The sequence below is a fragment of the Amycolatopsis sp. TNS106 genome (genome assembly GCF_019330265.1).
Taxonomy (GTDB): domain Bacteria; phylum Actinomycetota; class Actinomycetes; order Mycobacteriales; family Pseudonocardiaceae; genus Amycolatopsis; species Amycolatopsis lurida.
Map to the genome: position 1 here is coordinate 7,542,184 of NZ_CP024972.1, position 16,851 is coordinate 7,559,034.

Consider the following 16,851-nt stretch of genomic DNA (forward strand, 5'->3'; position numbering starts at 1 on the left):
GGCCGGTATGAGAGGGTAGGCCCTGTGATGCGGATCATGGGGCGCCGTCGCGCGCTGGTCGGGGTTCTTGCCGGTTCTCTCCTTCTCGCCGGATGCAACGCCGGACCCGGGCAGGTCGGTGCGGCGGTGATCGTCGATGGCAGGACCGTTTCGGTGGATCGCGTGCAGCAGCTGATCGACAAGGCCGTTCGTGAGCACCCGTACGGACAGCAGCTCGCCAAGGAGCACAAGCTCGACCTCGTCGGCCGCGAGATCGTCCGGCAGGAGATCCTGCACGACCTCACCAAACGCGCCGCTCAGCGGGAAGGCATCGGGGTCGACGAGTCCCTCGTGGTGAACGCGTTGCGGAACGATCCGCTGGCGAAGCCGATGGAGGCCAATCCGCAGGACGATCCCGAGCTCAGCGTCGAGCAGCTCGTGGCGCGGGTGCGGGACCACCGCGAGGCACTGATCGACGCGGCGCTGCAGACCCAGCTCGCGATGAAGTACCTGGACAAGCTCAGCGTCACGTTCGACTTCAGCTCGGTCTCCTCGACCGACGCCACCGGCGCCGATTCGGACAAGCTGCGCGAGCAGGCGATCGAGAAGGCCCGCCGCTTCGCCGCCTCGCCGAACGCGGCCGCCGAACTGATCGCGCAGGACCAGCAGACCTCCGACACCCAGGCGGGCACCGGTCAGAAGCTGCCCGCCATGCAGTCGCCCGCGACCGCGGCCACCGTCCTGTTCGGTCTCCAGCCCAACACCGTCGCCGCCTTCAAGCCGACACCGCAGCAGCCGCTTTGGGTCGTCGTCGTGATGCGTGAGCGGACCGCGGACAAGCCCGTCGCGTCGGATCAGGCCGCGCAGCCCACCGCCCAGCAGCTGGCCAAGATCGGTGTCCGGCTCCTCCAGCCGGACCTCGGCCAGGTCGACCTCAAGGTGAACCCGCGCTACGGCGTGTGGGATGTTGTCGAGATGGACCTCGCGCCCAACGAAGCTTCGAAGAAGGGCATCGTGCTGCCTGTGCACGGTGCCGCCCCGCAAAACCCGTGACCGCTGCCGTCGTCGTGATCGCCCGCGGGGCGACACTGCCCGCCGCGGCGCTCCCGGTCTTGCGGGCCGGCGTTGCCGTGTACGCGGCTTCCGATGTCGATCCCGAGGTCGTCGGGGTGCCCGCGCTCGGTGACACGCAGGCGCGCGACCTTGTGCTCATCGCCGGTTCGCGAAGGGAACCGAAGGCCGCGGCGCTGATCAGGTCGGGCGCGCGCGTGATCGAAGCGCCCGTTCCGCCGCTGGTCGAGGCGGTTGAAGTGATGGACCGCCTCCGCTCGCCGGGTGGCTGCCCGTGGGACGCCGTCCAGACACACGAGTCGCTGCGTCAGTACCTGGTCGAGGAGACCTACGAGCTGCTCGACGCGATCGAGGAGCGCGACCGTGTCGCCCTGCGCGAGGAACTCGGCGACGTCCTGCTCCAGGTGCTGTTCCACGCGCGCGTCGCGGTCGAGGACGCGGACGATCCGTTCGGGATCGACGAGGTCGCTTCGGGACTGGTCGCGAAACTCGTCGGACGTCATCCGCATATTTTCACTGACGCTCCCCGGGTCGAGACCGTCAGCGACCAGAACCTCAAATGGGAAGAACTGAAACAGGCCGAGAAGAGCCGCCAGTCCATTGTGGACGGTGTTGCGCTCGGTCAGCCCGCCGTGGCGCTCGCCGGGAAGCTCGGCCAGCGCAGCGGACGGGCCGGGATCCCGCTCGACCTGTTCCCCGGCGGGTCCGAAGCGGCCGCCCAGCTGTTCCGGGTCTCCGCGACCGCGCGCCGCGCGGGGATCGATCCCGAAGGCGAGCTCCGCGCCGTCGCGAAGCGGTTCGCCGGCGACATCCGGGCCGCCGAGCAGGCCGCACGCGACGCCGGTCTGGAGCCGACGACGCTCGAGGCCGACGGCTGGCGCAAGTTCTGGCCGAGTTCCTGAAGGTGCGGCGTTTGCGGTGGGCCGGTGCTTAGCTGTGCGGCCGGGCGTGCCGCGAAAGCCACTCCGCGACAGGGTCGCCGGCGGCCGAGGCGCTGTGACACAGGACACAATCGAGTGAGAACCGTTTCGGTGATCTCGGCGTCTTGCCGGATGTGAAGGGAACGGAACCGGACGAAGAGCAGCTCGTCCGCCGCACGGCCAGAGGTGACCGCGCGGCGTTCGAGGAGCTCTACCGCCGCACGTCGCCGTGGCTGGCCGTACGCCTGCGCCGTCGCTGCGCCGATGACCAGATCGTCGCCGAGGTGATGCAGGAGACCTACCTCGCGGTCTGGCGCGCGGCCGGCGCGTTCGCCGGTTCGGCCGTCGGCGGGAGCGCCGTGGGCTGGCTGTGGACGATCGCCGCGCGGCGGCTGGTCGACGCCTTCCGCCGCCGGGCGCGGCACGCGCAGCCGTTGCCGGTCGCGGAAACCACCGTCGCGCCCGCCGCCGAGGAGGAGGCGCTGGCCGGTGCGGTCGGCGACCACGTCGGCGACGCGCTGCGACGCCTCGCTCCCGAACTCCGTCAGGTCCTGCAGGCGATGGTGCTCGACGGGCTGACCGTCCGTGAGACCGCGGTCCTGCTCGGCCTGCCGGAAGGAACCGTCAAAACCCGCGCCAGGCGGGCTCGGATCGCGATGCGGGAGGCGCTGTCGTGAACAAGGAACACGTGTCCGAACAGCTCCTCGCCGGTTACGTCCGCGGGGACGCCGGGCCGGCCGGTGACGAGGTCTGGGCGGTCGAAGCCCACCTCGAATCATGCGCGGAATGCCGGGGGAGGCTGTCCGCGCTCAGCCTTCCGGCGGTGTCGGCGCTGGTGGACGACGTCTGGGCCGGGCTGGGGCCGAAGCTCGCCGAAGCGGGGCCGGGCCCGATGCGGAGCCGGTGGGCCGGACGGCTGCACACCTGGGTGACGCCGGTGATGCTGCCGTGGCTGGTGATGATCGTCCTGATCCCGTCACTGGGCTTCCTGCTGGACTCGCTCGGGTTCACCGGGTCCAGGGGCTACTCGTTCGTCCAGCTCTTCTCACCGGTGCTGCCGGTGCTCGGCGTCGCGGTGTCGTGGGCGAAGGGGCTCGATCCCGCGTACGAACTCGTCACCTCCACGCCGAGGGCCGGGCTCTACCTGCTGCTGCGCCGGACGACGGCGGTCCTGGCCGTCGTGTTGCCGATACAAGGCCTTTCGAGCTGGCTCGGCGGCGGCGGATTCGGGCTCGGCCTCCTGCCGAGCCTCGCCTTCACCACCGGGACGCTCGCGCTCGGCGGCGTGATCGGGGTGGTGCGGGCGGCCTACGTCCTCACCGGGGTCTGGATGGCGGTGATCCTGGCGCCCGCGGTGGCTTCGCAAGGGCGCGCCACCGCGCTCGAACCCCGGCTGCTCCCGGTGTGGGGCGCGATCTTCGCGCTGACCGCGGTCGTGGTGGTGCTCCGGCGGAGCGTCTTCGGCCTGCTCGCCGGATCCGAACGATGAACGAAGGGGAGAACATGATGCGTGCTGTCGGGGTCGCGGAGGTCGCACCGACGACCTACGCGTGGCAGATCAAGGCGGAAGGACTGAAGGTCCGGGTCGGCAAACGCAAGTTCGCCGTGAACGGGCTCGACCTGGAACTCGGCACGGGGGTGCACGGTCTGCTCGGCCCGAACGGGGCCGGGAAGACCACGCTGATCCGGGCACTGGCGACGGTGCTCCGGCCGGCGGAGGGAGGGCTGGCGCTGCTCGGTGAATCCGTCGGGGGATTCACCGATCAGCGCAGCCTGCGCCGCCGTATCGGCTATCTGCCGCAGAACTTCGGTTTCTACAAGCGATTCACCGTCCGCGAGTTCGTCGAGTACATCGCGTGGCTCAAGGAGATGTCCAAAGAGGACATTCCCGGCGCGGTGCAGCGTTCGATCGAACGGGTCGGTCTCGCCGATCGCGCCGACGACAAGATGAAGACCCTCTCCGGCGGCATGGTGCGGCGGGTCGGGATCGCGCAGGCGATCGTGAACGATCCGGACATCCTCCTGCTGGACGAGCCGACCGCCGGGCTCGATCCCGCTCAGCGCGTGCGGTTCCGCGATCTGCTTCAGGAGATCGGCCGCGACGCCTGTGTCGTCGTCTCGACGCATCTCGTCGAGGACGTCGCGACGGCCTGCACCGACGTCGTCCTGTTCGAAGACGGGAAACTCGTCTTCCAGGGGACGCCGGACGAACTGGCCGCGGCGGGGAGCGAAGAGCACGTCGGCGACAGCCCGATCGAGCGCGGTTACTCGGCGCTGCTCGGGCACGAGCCGGGAAAGGGGAACTGGTGAACACGCGGATTCTGCGGACCGAACTCCGCCGTTCCATCGCCCCGTGGGCGACGCTCGCCATTCTCGTCGTCGCGTTCGGATTCCTGTATTCGTTCAGCGGTCCGTGGTCGAAGGCACCGCTCGCCTGGGACGAACACTGGACGCACGCCGCGGAGTGGAGCCGGTTCCTGCTGGTGTTCCTGTGGCCGATCGCGGTCGGCGCCGGTGTCATCCAAGGTATGCGCGACAGCAGGTCCGGCACGGCCGAGCTCATGACCACCATGCCGCGTCCCGGCTGGCAGCGGGCCGCGAAGCTCGCCGGTGCGCTGGGCGGCCTGCTGGTGCTGGGCTACCTGTTGATTTTCGCCGTCGGCGCCGTTCAAGCCGCTTTCAACGGCGGGTTCTTCACCTTCGGCTGGCTGCCGATCGTCGTCGTCGGTGTGCTCGGAATGCTCGCGGGCGCCTGGATCGGGCTCGGGATCGGCCGCCTGCTGCCGCATCCGCTGACCGCGCCCGCGGTGGCCGTCGCCGCTTTCGTGGCCGTGCTCCTGTTCCAGTTCGCCGGGTCGGAGGGCAGCGCGCTGGCCGGAATCGTGCCGTTCCGGGCCTCCTTGCTTTCTCCCGCGATGGACGTCGTCCGGGACCCGTTCAGCACCACCGCCGGCCGGATGGATCTCGGGCAGGGAGTCTGGCTCGCCGGGCTGGCCGCGACCGGATTCCTCCTGCTGGCGGGCCGCACCAAACGGGCGAAGGGGCTCGCCGTCGTTCCCGCGCTGGTGGCGGCCGCGATCGCCTTGCCCGTCCTGCCCGGCAGCACGGCCGAAGCCGAGGTCTCCGACCCGAACGCGACGGAGATGGTCTGCGACGGCCCGGTCTGCGTCCCCCGCATGTTCGAGCCGGAACTGCCCCGTCTCGCCGGGCCCGGCAAGGAAGCACTCCGGCTGCTGGGGACACTGCCGGACGCGCCGGTCAAGGTCGCGGTCCAGGACCGGCGGCTGGACTACGACGAGGTGCCGCCGCGGGCCGCCGACACCGTCTACGTGGATCTGCTGGATTGGTCGGTCCGTTCGCTCCTGGTGCCGGACGACGTGCGGCGGGCGTTGGTCGCCGGCGCCGGGACGCCGACCTGCTACTCCCTTCAAGGTGTCGACAAGTTCTTCATGGACGAACTCACCGCGCGATCGATCACCTCCAGCTGGTTCCTCGGCGAGTGGAAGATGCTGTCGGGTCATTGGAGAGACGAGGTGAAGAACGATGTCCTTCGGAAACAGGAGATGTTTCGCGCCCTTCCGCCCGATGTACAGCGAGAGCGGATCATCGCGGTGCGGCAGGCGGGACTGACCTGCCAGGGCAACCAGCTCGACATCCTGCTCGGCGGTGACCGATGAGGTGGGCGGTGCTGTACGCGCGGTCGCGCAGCCTGCCAGCGTCGTTCGCGGCGCTGGTGGTGACCGTGGCCGTGATCTGGTTCCTGGCGCGGGACTCCTGGTCGGGGAGAGCGGTTTCCCTGGCGCTCACGGCGGCGGTCGCGGTGCTGGCCACCGGCCTGAGCGGACAGGACGCCGATCTCGACCGGACCGCCGCGATCCGGTGGATTCCCCGTCGCGGCCTGCATCTCCTGCTGATCGGCGCACTCGGTGCGGGCGCAGTGCTCCTGCCTCGGCTGTGGGAGCCGGAGCAGGTACCGCTGGAGATCATCACGCGGAACGCGACTGGACTGCTCGGTCTCGCCGGGATCGCCGCGGTGCTCTTCGGCGGGGCCTTCGGATGGACGCTGCCGCTGTTCGTGTTCGTCGTCTCGTTCGTGGTCTGGGCCACCACGTCGGGCACGGACACCGCGCACCTGGTGATCACCTGGATTTTCCAGCCCACGGGCGTCGCCGCGGCCACGTGGACCGCCGTGGCGCTCGGCGTGGCGGGCTTCGGGGCCTACGCGGTCTTCGGTAACCGCCGCTGACTCCGCCGAAGTAAGGGACGTTCCCGGCGGAATTCGCCGGGAACGTCCCCTTTCTCTTCCCCGGTCAGACGTTTCGGTTGTGCGGAACGAGATCGAGCGGGTCGTGGTCCGGGTCGTCGACACCGAGGCTGATGATCCGCGACGGGTGGATCCGGATCACCGCGCCGTCGAGATGGCCGTCGGGGGTGCGGGCGCCGGTCAGCGCCTCGGCCCGGCCGCGGATCTCGAGGCAGCGGATCCTCGGCGGATCCTGCGAGGGCATGTCGTCCACCACGAACGCGGCCTGTCCGTTGGCGGCCACGTTCCGGAACTTCTTGCTCTTCGCCAGTTCGTAGCCGGTGATGTCGATCGTCCTGGTCTCGGTGTTGTAGGCGTAGCCGACGGGGCTGACCTGCAGCGTGCCGTCCGGCTGCGCCGTCGCGAGCCGCCCGAGACCTTGGGTGGCGAGGTAGTCGAGTTCCGCTTCACTGAACATGGGAATCAGTCTGCGACCTCCACTTAACTGGAGGTCAATAGCCAATGCCGCCGCGCGCCGGTCACCGATCGGTTCTCCCGTCGGTCGGGTTCGTAAGCCGATTGGGGCATCGCCCGGAAGTGTGGCGAAGTAACCTGACCGGGTGGCCGAAACCGCCCAGAGCACCGAAGCCCCGGAGCATGCTGCCCGCCCTCTGCCGCCGTACGTGCCCAGGCTCGCTTTCGCGGGCGGGCTCGTGCTCACGGGCGTGGTGCTGATCATGACCGTCGGGGTGAACCGGCCGGGAGGCGAGGAGCCCCCTCCGCCGGCTCAGCCCCAGCCCGCGCTCGCGGTTCCCGACCAGAAGCCCCAGCCGGGGGTGGCGACGCCGCGTGCGGGGCTCGCCGCGCCGCCCGACCGGCCCACCGTCTCCGACGCGGCCGAACTCGAGACCTGGGCGAAACGGGTGGCGGCGAAGACGCGGCTCTCCTTCGCCGACCTGTCCGCCTACGGCCGGGCCGAGATGTGGCTCCGGCGGCAGAAGCCGGGTTGCCACCTCTCGTGGGCGACCCTCGCCGGGATCTCCCACGTCGAAACGGCGCAGGGCAGGCCCGGCCCGATCACGCTCCCGGCCGACGTCTGGGCCAAGCACTCCGCCCGGGCCAGGAGCGACGGAAAGCACCCGGATCCGAAGGACCTCGACGACGCCGCCTTCGCCACCGCCCGCTACCTGTGCGCCGCCGGTGACGACGTCGCCACCCCGGACGGCTGGTGGAAGTCGATGCATGTGTTCAACCCGTCGGTGCCCTACGTCCAGGAAGTCTTCAGCGCGGCCGACACCTACGCGGACGCCAGCGTCGCGCCCTGATCCTCGAGCACCAGATCGAAGTTGAGCGCCGCCGCCATCCGGTAGGCGTCGCCCGCGGCGACGACCAGCTGCGCCATCGGATCGACGACGTTCCCCGCCGCCCAGACACCGTCCACGTTCGTGCGGCCCTGCGCGTCCACCGCGATCGAGCCGCTTTCGGTGCGCGCGCAGCCGATCTGGGCGAGAAGCCGGTCGTGCGGGACGAACTTCGGGCCGACGAACACGACATCGCGTTCGACGAATTCCCCGTCGACGAGCCGGACGCCGGTCAGCCGGTCGTCTTCGACGGCGAGCTCGGACACCTTCCCGTCGACGATCCGGATGCCCAGCCCGGTCAGCTTTGCCCGGTCTTCGGCCGAGAGCTGCTGCGTATGGGTGAAGAAGGTCAGGTCCTTGCTCCACTGCCAGACGATCAGCGCCTGGTGGACCGATTTCTCCGAGGTGGCGAGCACCCCGAAACGCTGATCGCGCACCTCCCAGCCGTGGCAGTACGGACAGTGCAGGACGTCGGCGCCGAAGCGCTCCGCGACGCCGGGGATGTCCGGCAATTCGTCGGCGAGTCCGGTGGTCACCACGATCCGGCGACCGCGGATGACCCGGCCGCTCGCCAGTTCCACCGCCTTGTCGTGCCGCAGCCGGTGGACGACGTCCTCGACGATCTCAACGCCGTACGCGCGAACCTCGTCACGGCCTATTTCCAGGAGTTCTTTGGGGGGAATGCCGTCCCTGGTCAGGAAACCGTGGGAGTGCGCGGCGGGCGCGTTGCGCGGGGTGCCGCCGTCGATCACGACGACCTCGCGCCGTGCCCCGCCCAGAACCAAAGCCGCGCTGAGACCCGCGACGCCACCACCGATGATCACCACGTCGTATTCGTTATTCATGGCGCCGAGCATCCGGATTTCCGGCAAAGTTGGCAAAGTTCATTGCCGATTTGGCAAACTGGGAGCCATGGAGGACATCGAACGGCGGCTCGCCGAAGTCGGCCCGAAGCTCAAGCAGCTCCGCAAGGAACGCGGCACCACCCTCTCCGCGCTCTCGGAGGCGACGGGAATCTCCGCCAGTACGCTCTCGCGGCTCGAATCGGGCAGCCGGAAGGCCACGCTGGAGCTGTTGCTCACGTTGTCGGCGGCGCATCAGGTGCCGCTCGACGAACTGGTCGGCGAACCCGAACCCGCCGACCCGCGGGTCCGGATGAAACCGCAGAAATTCGGCAGGTTCACCGCATGGGCGCTGACCGCGCAGCCCGGCCAGCCGCAGGCGTTCAAACTGTTGATCCCGGTCGAGGACATCGAGCCCGTACAGCGCACGCACGAGGGCTACGAGTGGATGTACGTGCTCAGCGGGCGGCTGCGCGCGCTGCTCGGCGACCGCGACTTCACGATGGGGCCCGGCGAGGCCGCGGAGTTCGACACGCGGGTGCCGCATTGGTTCGGCAGCGCGGGCCCGGGGCCGGTGGAACTGCTGGTGCTGTTCGGCAAGCAGGGCGAGCGGGCTCACCTGCGGGCCCGGTCGAAGTGAGAGCAAAGGTCCCTTGCTCCCGCCGCCGGGGTCAGTCGCGCAACGCGATCCGCGCGCTGACCTCGCTGATCGCTTCCAGATACTCCGGGATCGGGTGCATCGCCGACGCTATCCGCATCTGCGCGAGCGCCTCGGTCAGCCTGCCGAGGCGTTGGAGGGTCCGCCCGAGCACGAACCGCGCGTAATGATCCGTGGGGTCCAGCTCCAGCACCCGGGTGAAGGCGCGTTCGGCCCGCCGCAACTGTGCGGAGTGGAAGTACGCGCGGCCTGCCAGCAACTGAACACTCGGTTTGTCGGTTTCGTCCTCCAGCAAGGGCTCGAGGGCCTTGAGGGCGTCGAGTGGCCTGCGGCTTTCGACCAGGGCTTCCGCCCGTCGGAAGGCACGGAACCGAGACTCGCCGGACGAGTCCTCACCGGGTTCTGGGGCGGGTTCGGCATCCATCATGGTCCGCTCCACGATACGCCTGGGCAGGGTCGATCTCGACTGCTGAAACGGTCATGGTGGACTGTCCTGCCATGAGCAGTGCCGAAGCGGATAGGCCCGAAAACGAGCCCGGCTACCTCGGGCTCGCGCCGTACCTCTACTACGTCGATGCCACCGAGGCGGTCGCGTGGCTGGTCAGAGTGTTCGGGTTCACCGAGGAAGTGCGCTTCGCCGACGCCTCCGGAGAGGTGTTCCAGGCCACTCTGTGCGCGGGTCCGGCCAAGATCCAGCTGGCCGGGGTCGGGCCCGAGTACTGGCAGGCGAAAGGCGTCGACGGCCCAATCGGGCAGCTGAACATCGTGTACGTCCCCGACGTCGACGCGCAGTACGAGCGCGTCCGCGCCGCGCTCGGCGACGACGCGGACCTCGACGCGCCCCAGGACCAGCCCTACGGCGCCCGCGTGTTCACCGTCTCCGACATCGGCGGCAACAGCTGGACTTTCTGGCAGCAGTTCTCCGACACCGTCGAGCTTCCGTCGGGCTGGAAGGAAGTCCGGGCGGACGAACCAGCCACCGAGTAGGTACTGCGGAGCGCGGCTCCTCGGTCGAGGGTGGCGGTGGGGAGGAAGGCCGGAAAGGTCCGGTCGACGGCTGATGTGGCGCGTGCCTCCAACGGGTGAACTGCGGTGACGGCTAGGCTGGGCGCGGTCACCGCAGGCACAACCCACATGAGGAGCATGGCGTGGCGCTCATCGAGCAGGTAGGCGCTCGCGAGATTCTGGACTCGCGAGGCAACCCGACGGTCGAAGTGGAGGTGGCTCTCGACGACGGCACGCTGGCGCGGGCCGCGGTCCCCTCGGGTGCGTCCACCGGCGAACACGAAGCCGTCGAGCTGCGTGACGGCGACACCGGCCGGTACAACGGCAAGGGTGTCGAGCGCGCGGTCGCGGCCGTCCTGGACGAGATCGGCCCGGACCTGGTCGGTACCGACGCCGTGGACCAGCGCATCGTCGACCAGAAGCTGGTCGACCTCGACGGCACGCCGGCGAAGTCCCGCCTCGGCGCGAACGCCATCCTCGGTGTTTCGCTCGCCGTCGCGAAGGCCGCCGCGGAGTCGGCCGAGCTGGAGCTGTTCCGCTACCTCGGCGGGCCGAACGCGCACGTGCTGCCGGTGCCGATGCTGAACATCCTCAACGGTGGCGCGCACGCCGACACCGATGTCGACATCCAGGAATTCATGATCGCGCCGATCGGCGCCGAGTCGTTCCGCGAGGCCCTGCGCTGGGGCACCGAGGTCTACCACTCGCTGAAGTCGGTCTTGAAGGGCCGCGGCCTGGCCACCGGTCTCGGTGACGAAGGCGGCTTCGCACCCAGCCTGAAGAACAACCGCGAAGCGCTCGACCTGATCCTTCAGGCGATCGAGAAGGCCGGGTACGCCCCTGGCCGTGACGTCGCGCTCGCGCTCGACGTCGCCGCGACGGAGTTCTTCTCCGACGGCGCGTACACCTTCGAAGGCGCGAAGAAGAGCGCCGAGCAGATGTCGGCCTACTACGGCGAGCTCGTCCGCGACTACCCGCTCGTGTCCATCGAGGACCCGCTGAGCGAGGACGACTGGGACGGCTGGGTCCAGCTGACCACCGAGATCGGCGAGAAGGTCCAGCTGGTCGGCGACGACCTGTTCGTCACCAACCCGGACCGCCTCGAAGAGGGCATCACCCGCCGCGCCGCCAACGCGCTGCTGGTGAAGGTCAACCAGATCGGCACCCTGTCGGAGACCCTCGACGCGATCTCGCTGGCCACCTCGTACGGCTACAAGTCGATGATGAGCCACCGGTCCGGCGAGACCGAGGACACCTTCATCGCCGACCTCGCCGTCGCGACCGGTGTCGGCCAGATCAAGACCGGCGCCCCGGCGCGCGGTGAGCGGATCGCCAAGTACAACCAGCTGCTCCGCATCGAGGAGACCCTCGCCGACGCGGCGCGCTACGCCGGCGACCTCGCGTTCCCGCGGTTCAGCGCCGAGGGATAACGAACGATGGCGGACCGGGGGAGGGCGCGGACCCGTCGTAGCGGGCGCGCAGACGGCGGTGGCTCCGGGAGGGGCCGCCGGCCGGAGCGCGCCCGTCGCACGACGACGACGGAGGTCCGCGCCCGAACCCGGCTGCGCCGCAGCCTGGCGGCGAAACGGGCTTCGGGTGCCGCGAAGGTGCTCGGCATGTCCACCACCCGCCGGGCCGCGGTGGTGGCGATCGTGGTGTGCGCGCTCGCGTTCACCATCGCCGTCCCGCTGCGCACGTACCTCAGCCAGAAGTCCGAGGTGACCGAGCAGCAGCAGTTGCAGTCCGAACTGCAGCGGAGCGTCACCCAGCTGGAAGGCCGCAAGGCCGAGCTGAGCGACCCGGCGCAGATCGAGGCGGAGGCGCGTAAGCGGTTCGGTTTCGTGAAGCCCGGCGAGACGCCGTACATCGTGCAGCTTCCCGAAGACAAGGCGCCCGAGCAAGGGCAGCCGCAAGGTCAGCAGCCGGTGCCCGCGGGCTCCTGGTACGAGAAGCTGTGGGATCAGGTCGCGGGCGGCTGAAGTGCGCCCTTTAGCCTTATGGGTGTGAACAGCACGGAAAAGTCTTCTTTTGAGCCGGTGACCGACGCCGACCGCGAGATCATCGCGGAACAGCTCGGCCGGGCCCCCCGTGCGCTGCGCGCCGTCGCCGCGCGCTGCCCGAGCGGCCACCCGTCGGTCGTGCAGACCAGCCCCCGCCTCGACGACGGCACGCCGTTCCCCACCCTTTACTACTTGACCTGCCCGAAGCTGACGTCGATGGTCGGCACGCTCGAGGCGTCCGGGCTGATGAAGGAGATGACCGACCGGCTCGCGGAGGACCCCGAGCTGGCGGCCGCCTACCAGCGGACCCACGAGAGCTACCTCGCCGAACGCGACGCCATCGATTCGCTCGGCCACGAGGTCAGCGCGGGCGGGATGCCCGGCCGCGTCAAATGCCTGCACGTCCACCTGGCGCACACGCTGGCCGTCGGCCCCGGGGTGAACCCGTTCGGCGACGAAACGCTCGAGCTGCTCAAGGCGAACGGCTGGCCGTCCGGCGACTGTCAGGGGTAACACCCGCCCGAGGTGTACAGATAGTTCCTCCAGGTGGGTTAATTCACCCGATGTCGGCCAACTGGTCCTTCTCAATGGGGTGAAACCGGTCACCGTATGCGGCAGGCTGGGCACAGCCGAGGGTTGACGGGGTGGGCAAGTACCGGATCGCCGAGTCGTGATCCGCCGGGAGGGTTCTGAGGTATGCGCGTGAGGCACGTGCCAGGCGCGGTGACCGGTCATGTGCGGAGACTCTGTCTCCGGCACCGCACGATGGCCGCGGTGGCCGGAGGGGTCCTCGCCGTCGTGCCTGCCGGTGCCGCGGTCGTCGGTGCCGGCAGCTGGGCGGCGACGGCGAGCACGGTCCATACCGACAACGTCGCCCTGGTCGGCGGCTACGACCCGAAGAACCCGCTCGTGCAGCAGATCGGTGTCGACGGCAGCCTGCCGAACGCCCCCACCCCGCTTCCGCTCCCCGCGGACGAACTCCCCGAAGGACCGCTCGGCATCCCGGTCACCGCGCTCGCCGCGTACCGCAACGCCGCCGACATCCTCATCGCCGAACAGCCCGGTTGCCACATCGACTGGGCTTTGATCGCGAGTATCGGCCGCATCGAGTCCAACCACGCGCGCGGCGGTTACGTCGACGCGAAGGGCAACACGCTCGAACCGATCCTCGGCCCGCAGCTCAACGGCGCGGGGCCGTTCGCCGCCATCCCGGACACCGACGGCGGCAAATTCGACGGCGACACGGTGTGGGACCGCGCGGTCGGCCCGACGCAGTTCATCCCGTCCACGTGGAAGGGCTACGCCTCCGACGGCAACGGCGACGGCGAGTCGAACCCGAACAACATCTTCGACGCGGCGCTGGGCACCGGCCGGTACCTGTGCTCCGGCGGGCTCGATCTGTCCAAGCCCGACCAGTTGCGCGCGGCCGTGTTCCGTTACAACAACTCGGACACCTATGTGAACACCGTGCTGATCTGGGCCGAGGCGTATCGCACGGGTGTGCTGCCGACGCCGGACAGCAAGGTGCCCATCGGGGCCCCGAACGCCGGCGCCGCTCCGCCGCCCGCGTCGGTGCCGCCGCCTCCGGTGCCGTCGACGCCGCCCGGTTCGGTGACGCCGCCGCCGTCGAGTTCGCTGCCGCCGGCCAATTCGGGTTCGTCGTCGTCCAAAACGTCGACAACCCCGAAGCTGCCGCCGTGCCCGACGGTCACCGAGACGGAGACGGTGCCGAACACGAACACCAGCACCAGCCCGACGACCACGACTTCGACTCCGCCGCCGACGACTTGCAGCTCGCCGACGACGACCACAACGACCACGACGGTGACGTCGTCGGACTCCAGCGGGCCCAAGACGCCTTGATCGCATTGTCTAAGCTCGGGGCATGCCTCGTGTTGCCGCGATCGACTGTGGGACCAACTCCATCCGCCTGCTCGTCGCCGAGCTGACGCCCCGCCACGACGGAACGGTCGACCTGCGCGACCTGCACCGCGAGATGCGGATCGTCCGCCTCGGCCAGGGCGTGGACGCCACCGGCAAGCTGGCCCCCGAGGCGCTCGAGCGCACCCGCAAGGCGCTGGCCGACTACACGATCGCCGCGCGCCGCAAGGGCGTCGAAAAGGTCCGCATGGTCGCGACGTCCGCGACCCGCGACGCCAGCAACCGCGACGAGTTCTTCGCGATGACGCGCGAGGTCCTCGGCACCGAGGCCGAAGTCATCAGCGGGGACGAAGAGGCACGCCTGTCCTTCACCGGCGCCGTCGGCGAGCAGGATCCCGACGACGGCCCCTTCGTGGTGGTCGACGTCGGCGGCGGCTCGACCGAGCTCGTGGTCGGTACCTGGGACGGCCGTCAGGCCGAAGTCCTCGCGGCCAAGTCGGTCGACATCGGCTGCGTGCGCATCACCGAACGCGCCCTGAAATCCGACCCGCCGACCGCCGCCGAGATCGCCGAAGCTCGTGAGCTGGCCGCCAAGGTCCTCACCGAGGCCTTCGACGTCGTGGACGTGTCCACCGCCAAGACGTGGATCGGGGTCGCCGGGACGGTCACGACCCTGACCGCCGTGGCACAGGGCCTGTCGGAGTACGACTCCGAGCGCACCCATCTCTCGAAGCTCTCCCACGCCGACATCGACCGCGTCGCGCAGTCGCTCCTCACGGCCGACCACGCGACCCGTGCCGCGAACCCGGTGATCCATCCCGGCCGGGTCGACGTGATCGGTGGCGGCTCGGTGATCGTGCAGGTGCTGGCGGAGCAGTTCGCCACGCGCGGTGGTCCCGGCGAACTGGTGATCTCCGAGCACGACATCCTCGACGGGATCGCGCTGTCGTTGGCTTGACAGTCAAATTTCTCTTACAGGAAGCCATTTCTTTAGGTGATCAAGCGGTGACCTCCAGTCCGGATTGAGCCGTTCGGCGCAGCGTGGTTCCTACCAACGTTGTGCTCTAACCGGGTGGTCCGGGAGACCGTCACACATTTGCAACACCAACGCACTGTGATCGGCTTCACCTGTCCCATAGCGTCGTCTCACCTTATGGGCGGTAGGGCGCGACCAGCGCTCGCCGCGCAATCCGACGACGAGAGTTGGAGTGGACATGCGGGCTTCACGCGGGTTCTGGGGAGCGACGGCGGTGGTGGCCACGGCGGCCCTGCTGCTGACGGCCTGTGGAGGTGGTGGATCCACCGAGAACAAGGGATCCGGCGCCGTAGACGCCAACGCGTCGGTTTCGGTCTACGGCACCGAGCCGGAGAACTCGCTGATTCCCGCCAACACCAATGAGCTCGGTGGGTCCAAGGCCCTCAAGCCGGTCTTCTCGGCGCTGATCGGCTACAAATCCGACACCGCCGAGCCGTACAACCTGATGGCCGAATCGATCACCACGACCGATTCGAAGGTCTTCGACATCAAGATCAAAAAGGGCTGGAAGTTCCACGACGGGACCGAGGTCAAGGCCAAGAACTTCGTCGACGCCTGGAACTACAGCGCGAACGGCAAGAACGGCATGCAGAACGCGTCGTTCTTCGAGCAGATCCAGGGCTACGACGAGATCAGCGCCAAGGAGCCCGCCGTCAAGGAGATGTCCGGGCTCAAGGTCGTGAACGACTACGAGTTCCAGGTCACGCTCAAGGGACCGTTCTCCGTGTTCTCCACCAAGATCGGTTACCTCGCCTTCGCGCCGCTGCCGGACAAGTTCTTCGCCGACCCTGAGGCGTTCGCCAAGGCCCCGATCGGGAACGGGCCGCTGAAGTTTGTTTCGCGCACGCCGAACCAGAACATGAAGCTCACCCGATTCGACGAATACCAGGGCGAGGACAAGGTCAAGTTCAAGGACCTGGAAGTCCGCATCTACACCAGCCAGGAGACCGCGTACCAGGATCTGCTGAGCAACCGCCTCGACTTCATGGAGGCGCTCCCGCCCGCGGCGAAGGCCGGCGGCAAGTACAAGACCGACCTCGGTGAGCGTCTGGTCGAAGGGAAGCTGCTCGGCATCAGCGCGCTCGCCCTCCCGTACTACGTCCCGGGTTACAACAACCTCGACCTGCGCAAGGCGATCTCGCTGGCCATCGACCGCGAGCAGATCGTCAAGACCGTCATGAACGACACCTACGCGCCCGCCGACGGCTACGTGTCGCGCGGTATCGAGGGCTACCGGCCCGGTGTCTGCGGCGAGTTCTGCAAGTTCGATCCGGTGAAGGCCAAGGAGTTCTTCGCGAAGTCCGGTTTCACCGGCAAGCTGACCATCGCTTCGAACGCCGACGGTGGCCGCAAGGAGCCGCTGGTCGCGGCGTGCAACAGCATCAAGAACGCACTCGGCGTCGAATGCGACTTCGTGCCGGCGACCGACTTCGGGCAGTGGCGCAGCATCGTCAACAACCGCCAGCTGACCGGCATGGGCCGCTCCGACTGGTCCGCCGACTACCCGTCGATCGAGAACTACCTGAACCCGCGCTACAAGAGCACCGGTTCGTCGAACGACTCCACGTACAACAACCCGGCCGTCGACGCGCTGCTGACCCAGGCGGACCAGACCGCCGACAAGGCGGCCGCGATCAAGCTGTACCAGCAGGCCGAGGACCTGATCGCGAAGGATCTGCCGCAGATCCCCGTGTGGGAAGAGAAGGGTGTCGGCGGCAAGTCGAACCGGCTCAAGGTCGCGAAGCTCGACTTCGGGCGTCTCGCGGACTACTCGTCCATCGAGGTCGCGGCGAAGTAATCGCGTGGTCGTGCCGGCCGGGAGCGCACCGCTCCCGGCCGGCCGGACCCACGGCTC

The 16,851-nt window shown here is 69.0% G+C and carries 19 protein-coding genes; 16 read left to right on the plus strand and 3 right to left on the minus strand.

What is annotated here, in order from left to right; genetic code table 11:
* Window positions 1–27: 27 nt before the first annotated feature.
* The 7 genes from CVV72_RS34850 (at window position 28) to CVV72_RS34880 (ending at window position 6,216) form a co-directional block, all read left to right on the plus strand.
* A complete protein-coding gene (locus CVV72_RS34850) occupies window positions 28–1,032 on the plus strand; it encodes a hypothetical protein (protein WP_219148322.1) in 1,005 nt (334 codons plus the stop codon).
* The gene (locus CVV72_RS34855; protein ID WP_219148324.1) at window positions 1,029–1,952 is read left to right on the plus strand and encodes a MazG family protein; all 924 of its coding nucleotides are present in this window, start codon (window positions 1,029–1,031) and stop codon (window positions 1,950–1,952) included. Before CVV72_RS34850 ends, CVV72_RS34855 begins: the two co-directional genes overlap by 4 nt.
* A 152-nt stretch (window positions 1,953–2,104) precedes the next feature.
* Entirely contained in the window at window positions 2,105–2,647 is a 543-nt protein-coding gene (locus CVV72_RS34860; RefSeq protein WP_125674390.1) for an RNA polymerase sigma factor, read from the plus strand.
* Window positions 2,644–3,459, plus strand: coding sequence for a zf-HC2 domain-containing protein (locus CVV72_RS34865; protein WP_219148326.1), 816 nt, complete (start codon window positions 2,644–2,646; stop codon window positions 3,457–3,459). Before CVV72_RS34860 ends, CVV72_RS34865 begins: the two co-directional genes overlap by 4 nt.
* A gap of 17 nt (window positions 3,460–3,476) precedes the next feature.
* A complete protein-coding gene (locus tag CVV72_RS34870; protein ID WP_219154327.1) occupies window positions 3,477–4,280 on the plus strand; it encodes an ABC transporter ATP-binding protein in 804 nt (267 codons plus the stop codon).
* The gene (locus tag CVV72_RS34875; RefSeq protein WP_219148328.1) at window positions 4,277–5,647 is read left to right on the plus strand and encodes a hypothetical protein; all 1,371 of its coding nucleotides are present in this window, start codon (window positions 4,277–4,279) and stop codon (window positions 5,645–5,647) included. The genes CVV72_RS34870 and CVV72_RS34875 overlap by 4 nt, the downstream gene beginning before the upstream one ends.
* Window positions 5,644–6,216 carry a hypothetical protein gene (locus tag CVV72_RS34880; protein WP_255632359.1) on the plus strand — a complete coding sequence of 191 codons (573 nt, stop codon included), beginning with the start codon at window positions 5,644–5,646 and terminating at the stop codon, window positions 6,214–6,216. The genes CVV72_RS34875 and CVV72_RS34880 overlap by 4 nt, the downstream gene beginning before the upstream one ends.
* Window positions 6,217–6,280: 64 nt before the next feature.
* On the opposite strand, the gene CVV72_RS34885 is transcribed toward CVV72_RS34880, so the two are convergent.
* On the minus strand, window positions 6,281–6,691 hold the full coding sequence (locus tag CVV72_RS34885) for a PPOX class F420-dependent oxidoreductase (RefSeq protein WP_125674107.1): 411 nt from the start codon (window positions 6,689–6,691) through the stop codon (window positions 6,281–6,283).
* A gap of 142 nt (window positions 6,692–6,833) precedes the next feature.
* On the opposite strand from CVV72_RS34885, the gene CVV72_RS34890 reads away from it, so the two are divergent.
* Complete coding sequence (locus CVV72_RS34890) at window positions 6,834–7,538, plus strand: murein transglycosylase (RefSeq protein ID WP_219148330.1); 705 nt, start codon at window positions 6,834–6,836, stop codon at window positions 7,536–7,538.
* Here CVV72_RS34890 and CVV72_RS34895 read toward each other — a convergent pair.
* The gene (locus tag CVV72_RS34895) at window positions 7,511–8,431 is read right to left on the minus strand and encodes an NAD(P)/FAD-dependent oxidoreductase (RefSeq protein WP_219154331.1); all 921 of its coding nucleotides are present in this window, start codon (window positions 8,429–8,431) and stop codon (window positions 7,511–7,513) included. The genes CVV72_RS34890 and CVV72_RS34895 overlap by 28 nt on opposite strands.
* A 55-nt stretch (window positions 8,432–8,486) precedes the next feature.
* Between CVV72_RS34895 and CVV72_RS34900 the strand changes: the two genes are divergently transcribed.
* A complete protein-coding gene (locus tag CVV72_RS34900) occupies window positions 8,487–9,056 on the plus strand; it encodes a helix-turn-helix domain-containing protein (protein WP_219148332.1) in 570 nt (189 codons plus the stop codon).
* Between the two features lie 31 nt (window positions 9,057–9,087).
* On the opposite strand, the gene CVV72_RS34905 is transcribed toward CVV72_RS34900, so the two are convergent.
* Window positions 9,088–9,501, minus strand: a complete 414-nt coding sequence (locus CVV72_RS34905) for a tetratricopeptide repeat protein (protein ID WP_034305947.1) — start codon at window positions 9,499–9,501, stop codon at window positions 9,088–9,090.
* Window positions 9,502–9,572: 71 nt separating this feature from the next.
* Here CVV72_RS34905 and CVV72_RS34910 point away from each other — a divergent pair, with 71 nt between their 5' ends.
* From CVV72_RS34910 to CVV72_RS34940, 7 genes are all read left to right on the plus strand, one after another.
* On the plus strand, window positions 9,573–10,061 hold the full coding sequence (locus CVV72_RS34910; protein WP_219148334.1) for a glyoxalase/bleomycin resistance/extradiol dioxygenase family protein: 489 nt from the start codon (window positions 9,573–9,575) through the stop codon (window positions 10,059–10,061).
* 161 nt (window positions 10,062–10,222) lie between these two features.
* Window positions 10,223–11,509: a phosphopyruvate hydratase gene (eno, locus tag CVV72_RS34915; RefSeq protein ID WP_038508280.1), complete on the plus strand. Its 1,287-nt coding sequence runs from the start codon at window positions 10,223–10,225 to the stop codon at window positions 11,507–11,509.
* A 186-nt stretch (window positions 11,510–11,695) separates the two neighbouring features.
* A complete protein-coding gene (locus tag CVV72_RS34920) occupies window positions 11,696–12,058 on the plus strand; it encodes a septum formation initiator family protein (RefSeq protein WP_091598626.1) in 363 nt (120 codons plus the stop codon).
* An 18-nt stretch (window positions 12,059–12,076) separates the two neighbouring features.
* Window positions 12,077–12,592 carry a DUF501 domain-containing protein gene (locus CVV72_RS34925; RefSeq protein ID WP_370641842.1) on the plus strand — a complete coding sequence of 172 codons (516 nt, stop codon included), beginning with the start codon at window positions 12,077–12,079 and terminating at the stop codon, window positions 12,590–12,592.
* A gap of 183 nt (window positions 12,593–12,775) precedes the next feature.
* Entirely contained in the window at window positions 12,776–13,942 is a 1,167-nt protein-coding gene (locus CVV72_RS34930) for a lytic transglycosylase domain-containing protein (protein WP_219148336.1), read from the plus strand.
* Window positions 13,943–13,964: 22 nt separating this feature from the next.
* Window positions 13,965–14,918 (plus strand): Ppx/GppA phosphatase family protein, encoded by a 954-nt coding sequence (locus CVV72_RS34935; RefSeq protein WP_219148338.1) that lies wholly within the window; start codon window positions 13,965–13,967, stop codon window positions 14,916–14,918.
* Between the two features lie 256 nt (window positions 14,919–15,174).
* Window positions 15,175–16,794 carry an ABC transporter substrate-binding protein gene (locus tag CVV72_RS34940; protein WP_219148339.1) on the plus strand — a complete coding sequence of 540 codons (1,620 nt, stop codon included), beginning with the start codon at window positions 15,175–15,177 and terminating at the stop codon, window positions 16,792–16,794.
* The last annotated feature ends 57 nt before the right edge of the window (window positions 16,795–16,851 follow it).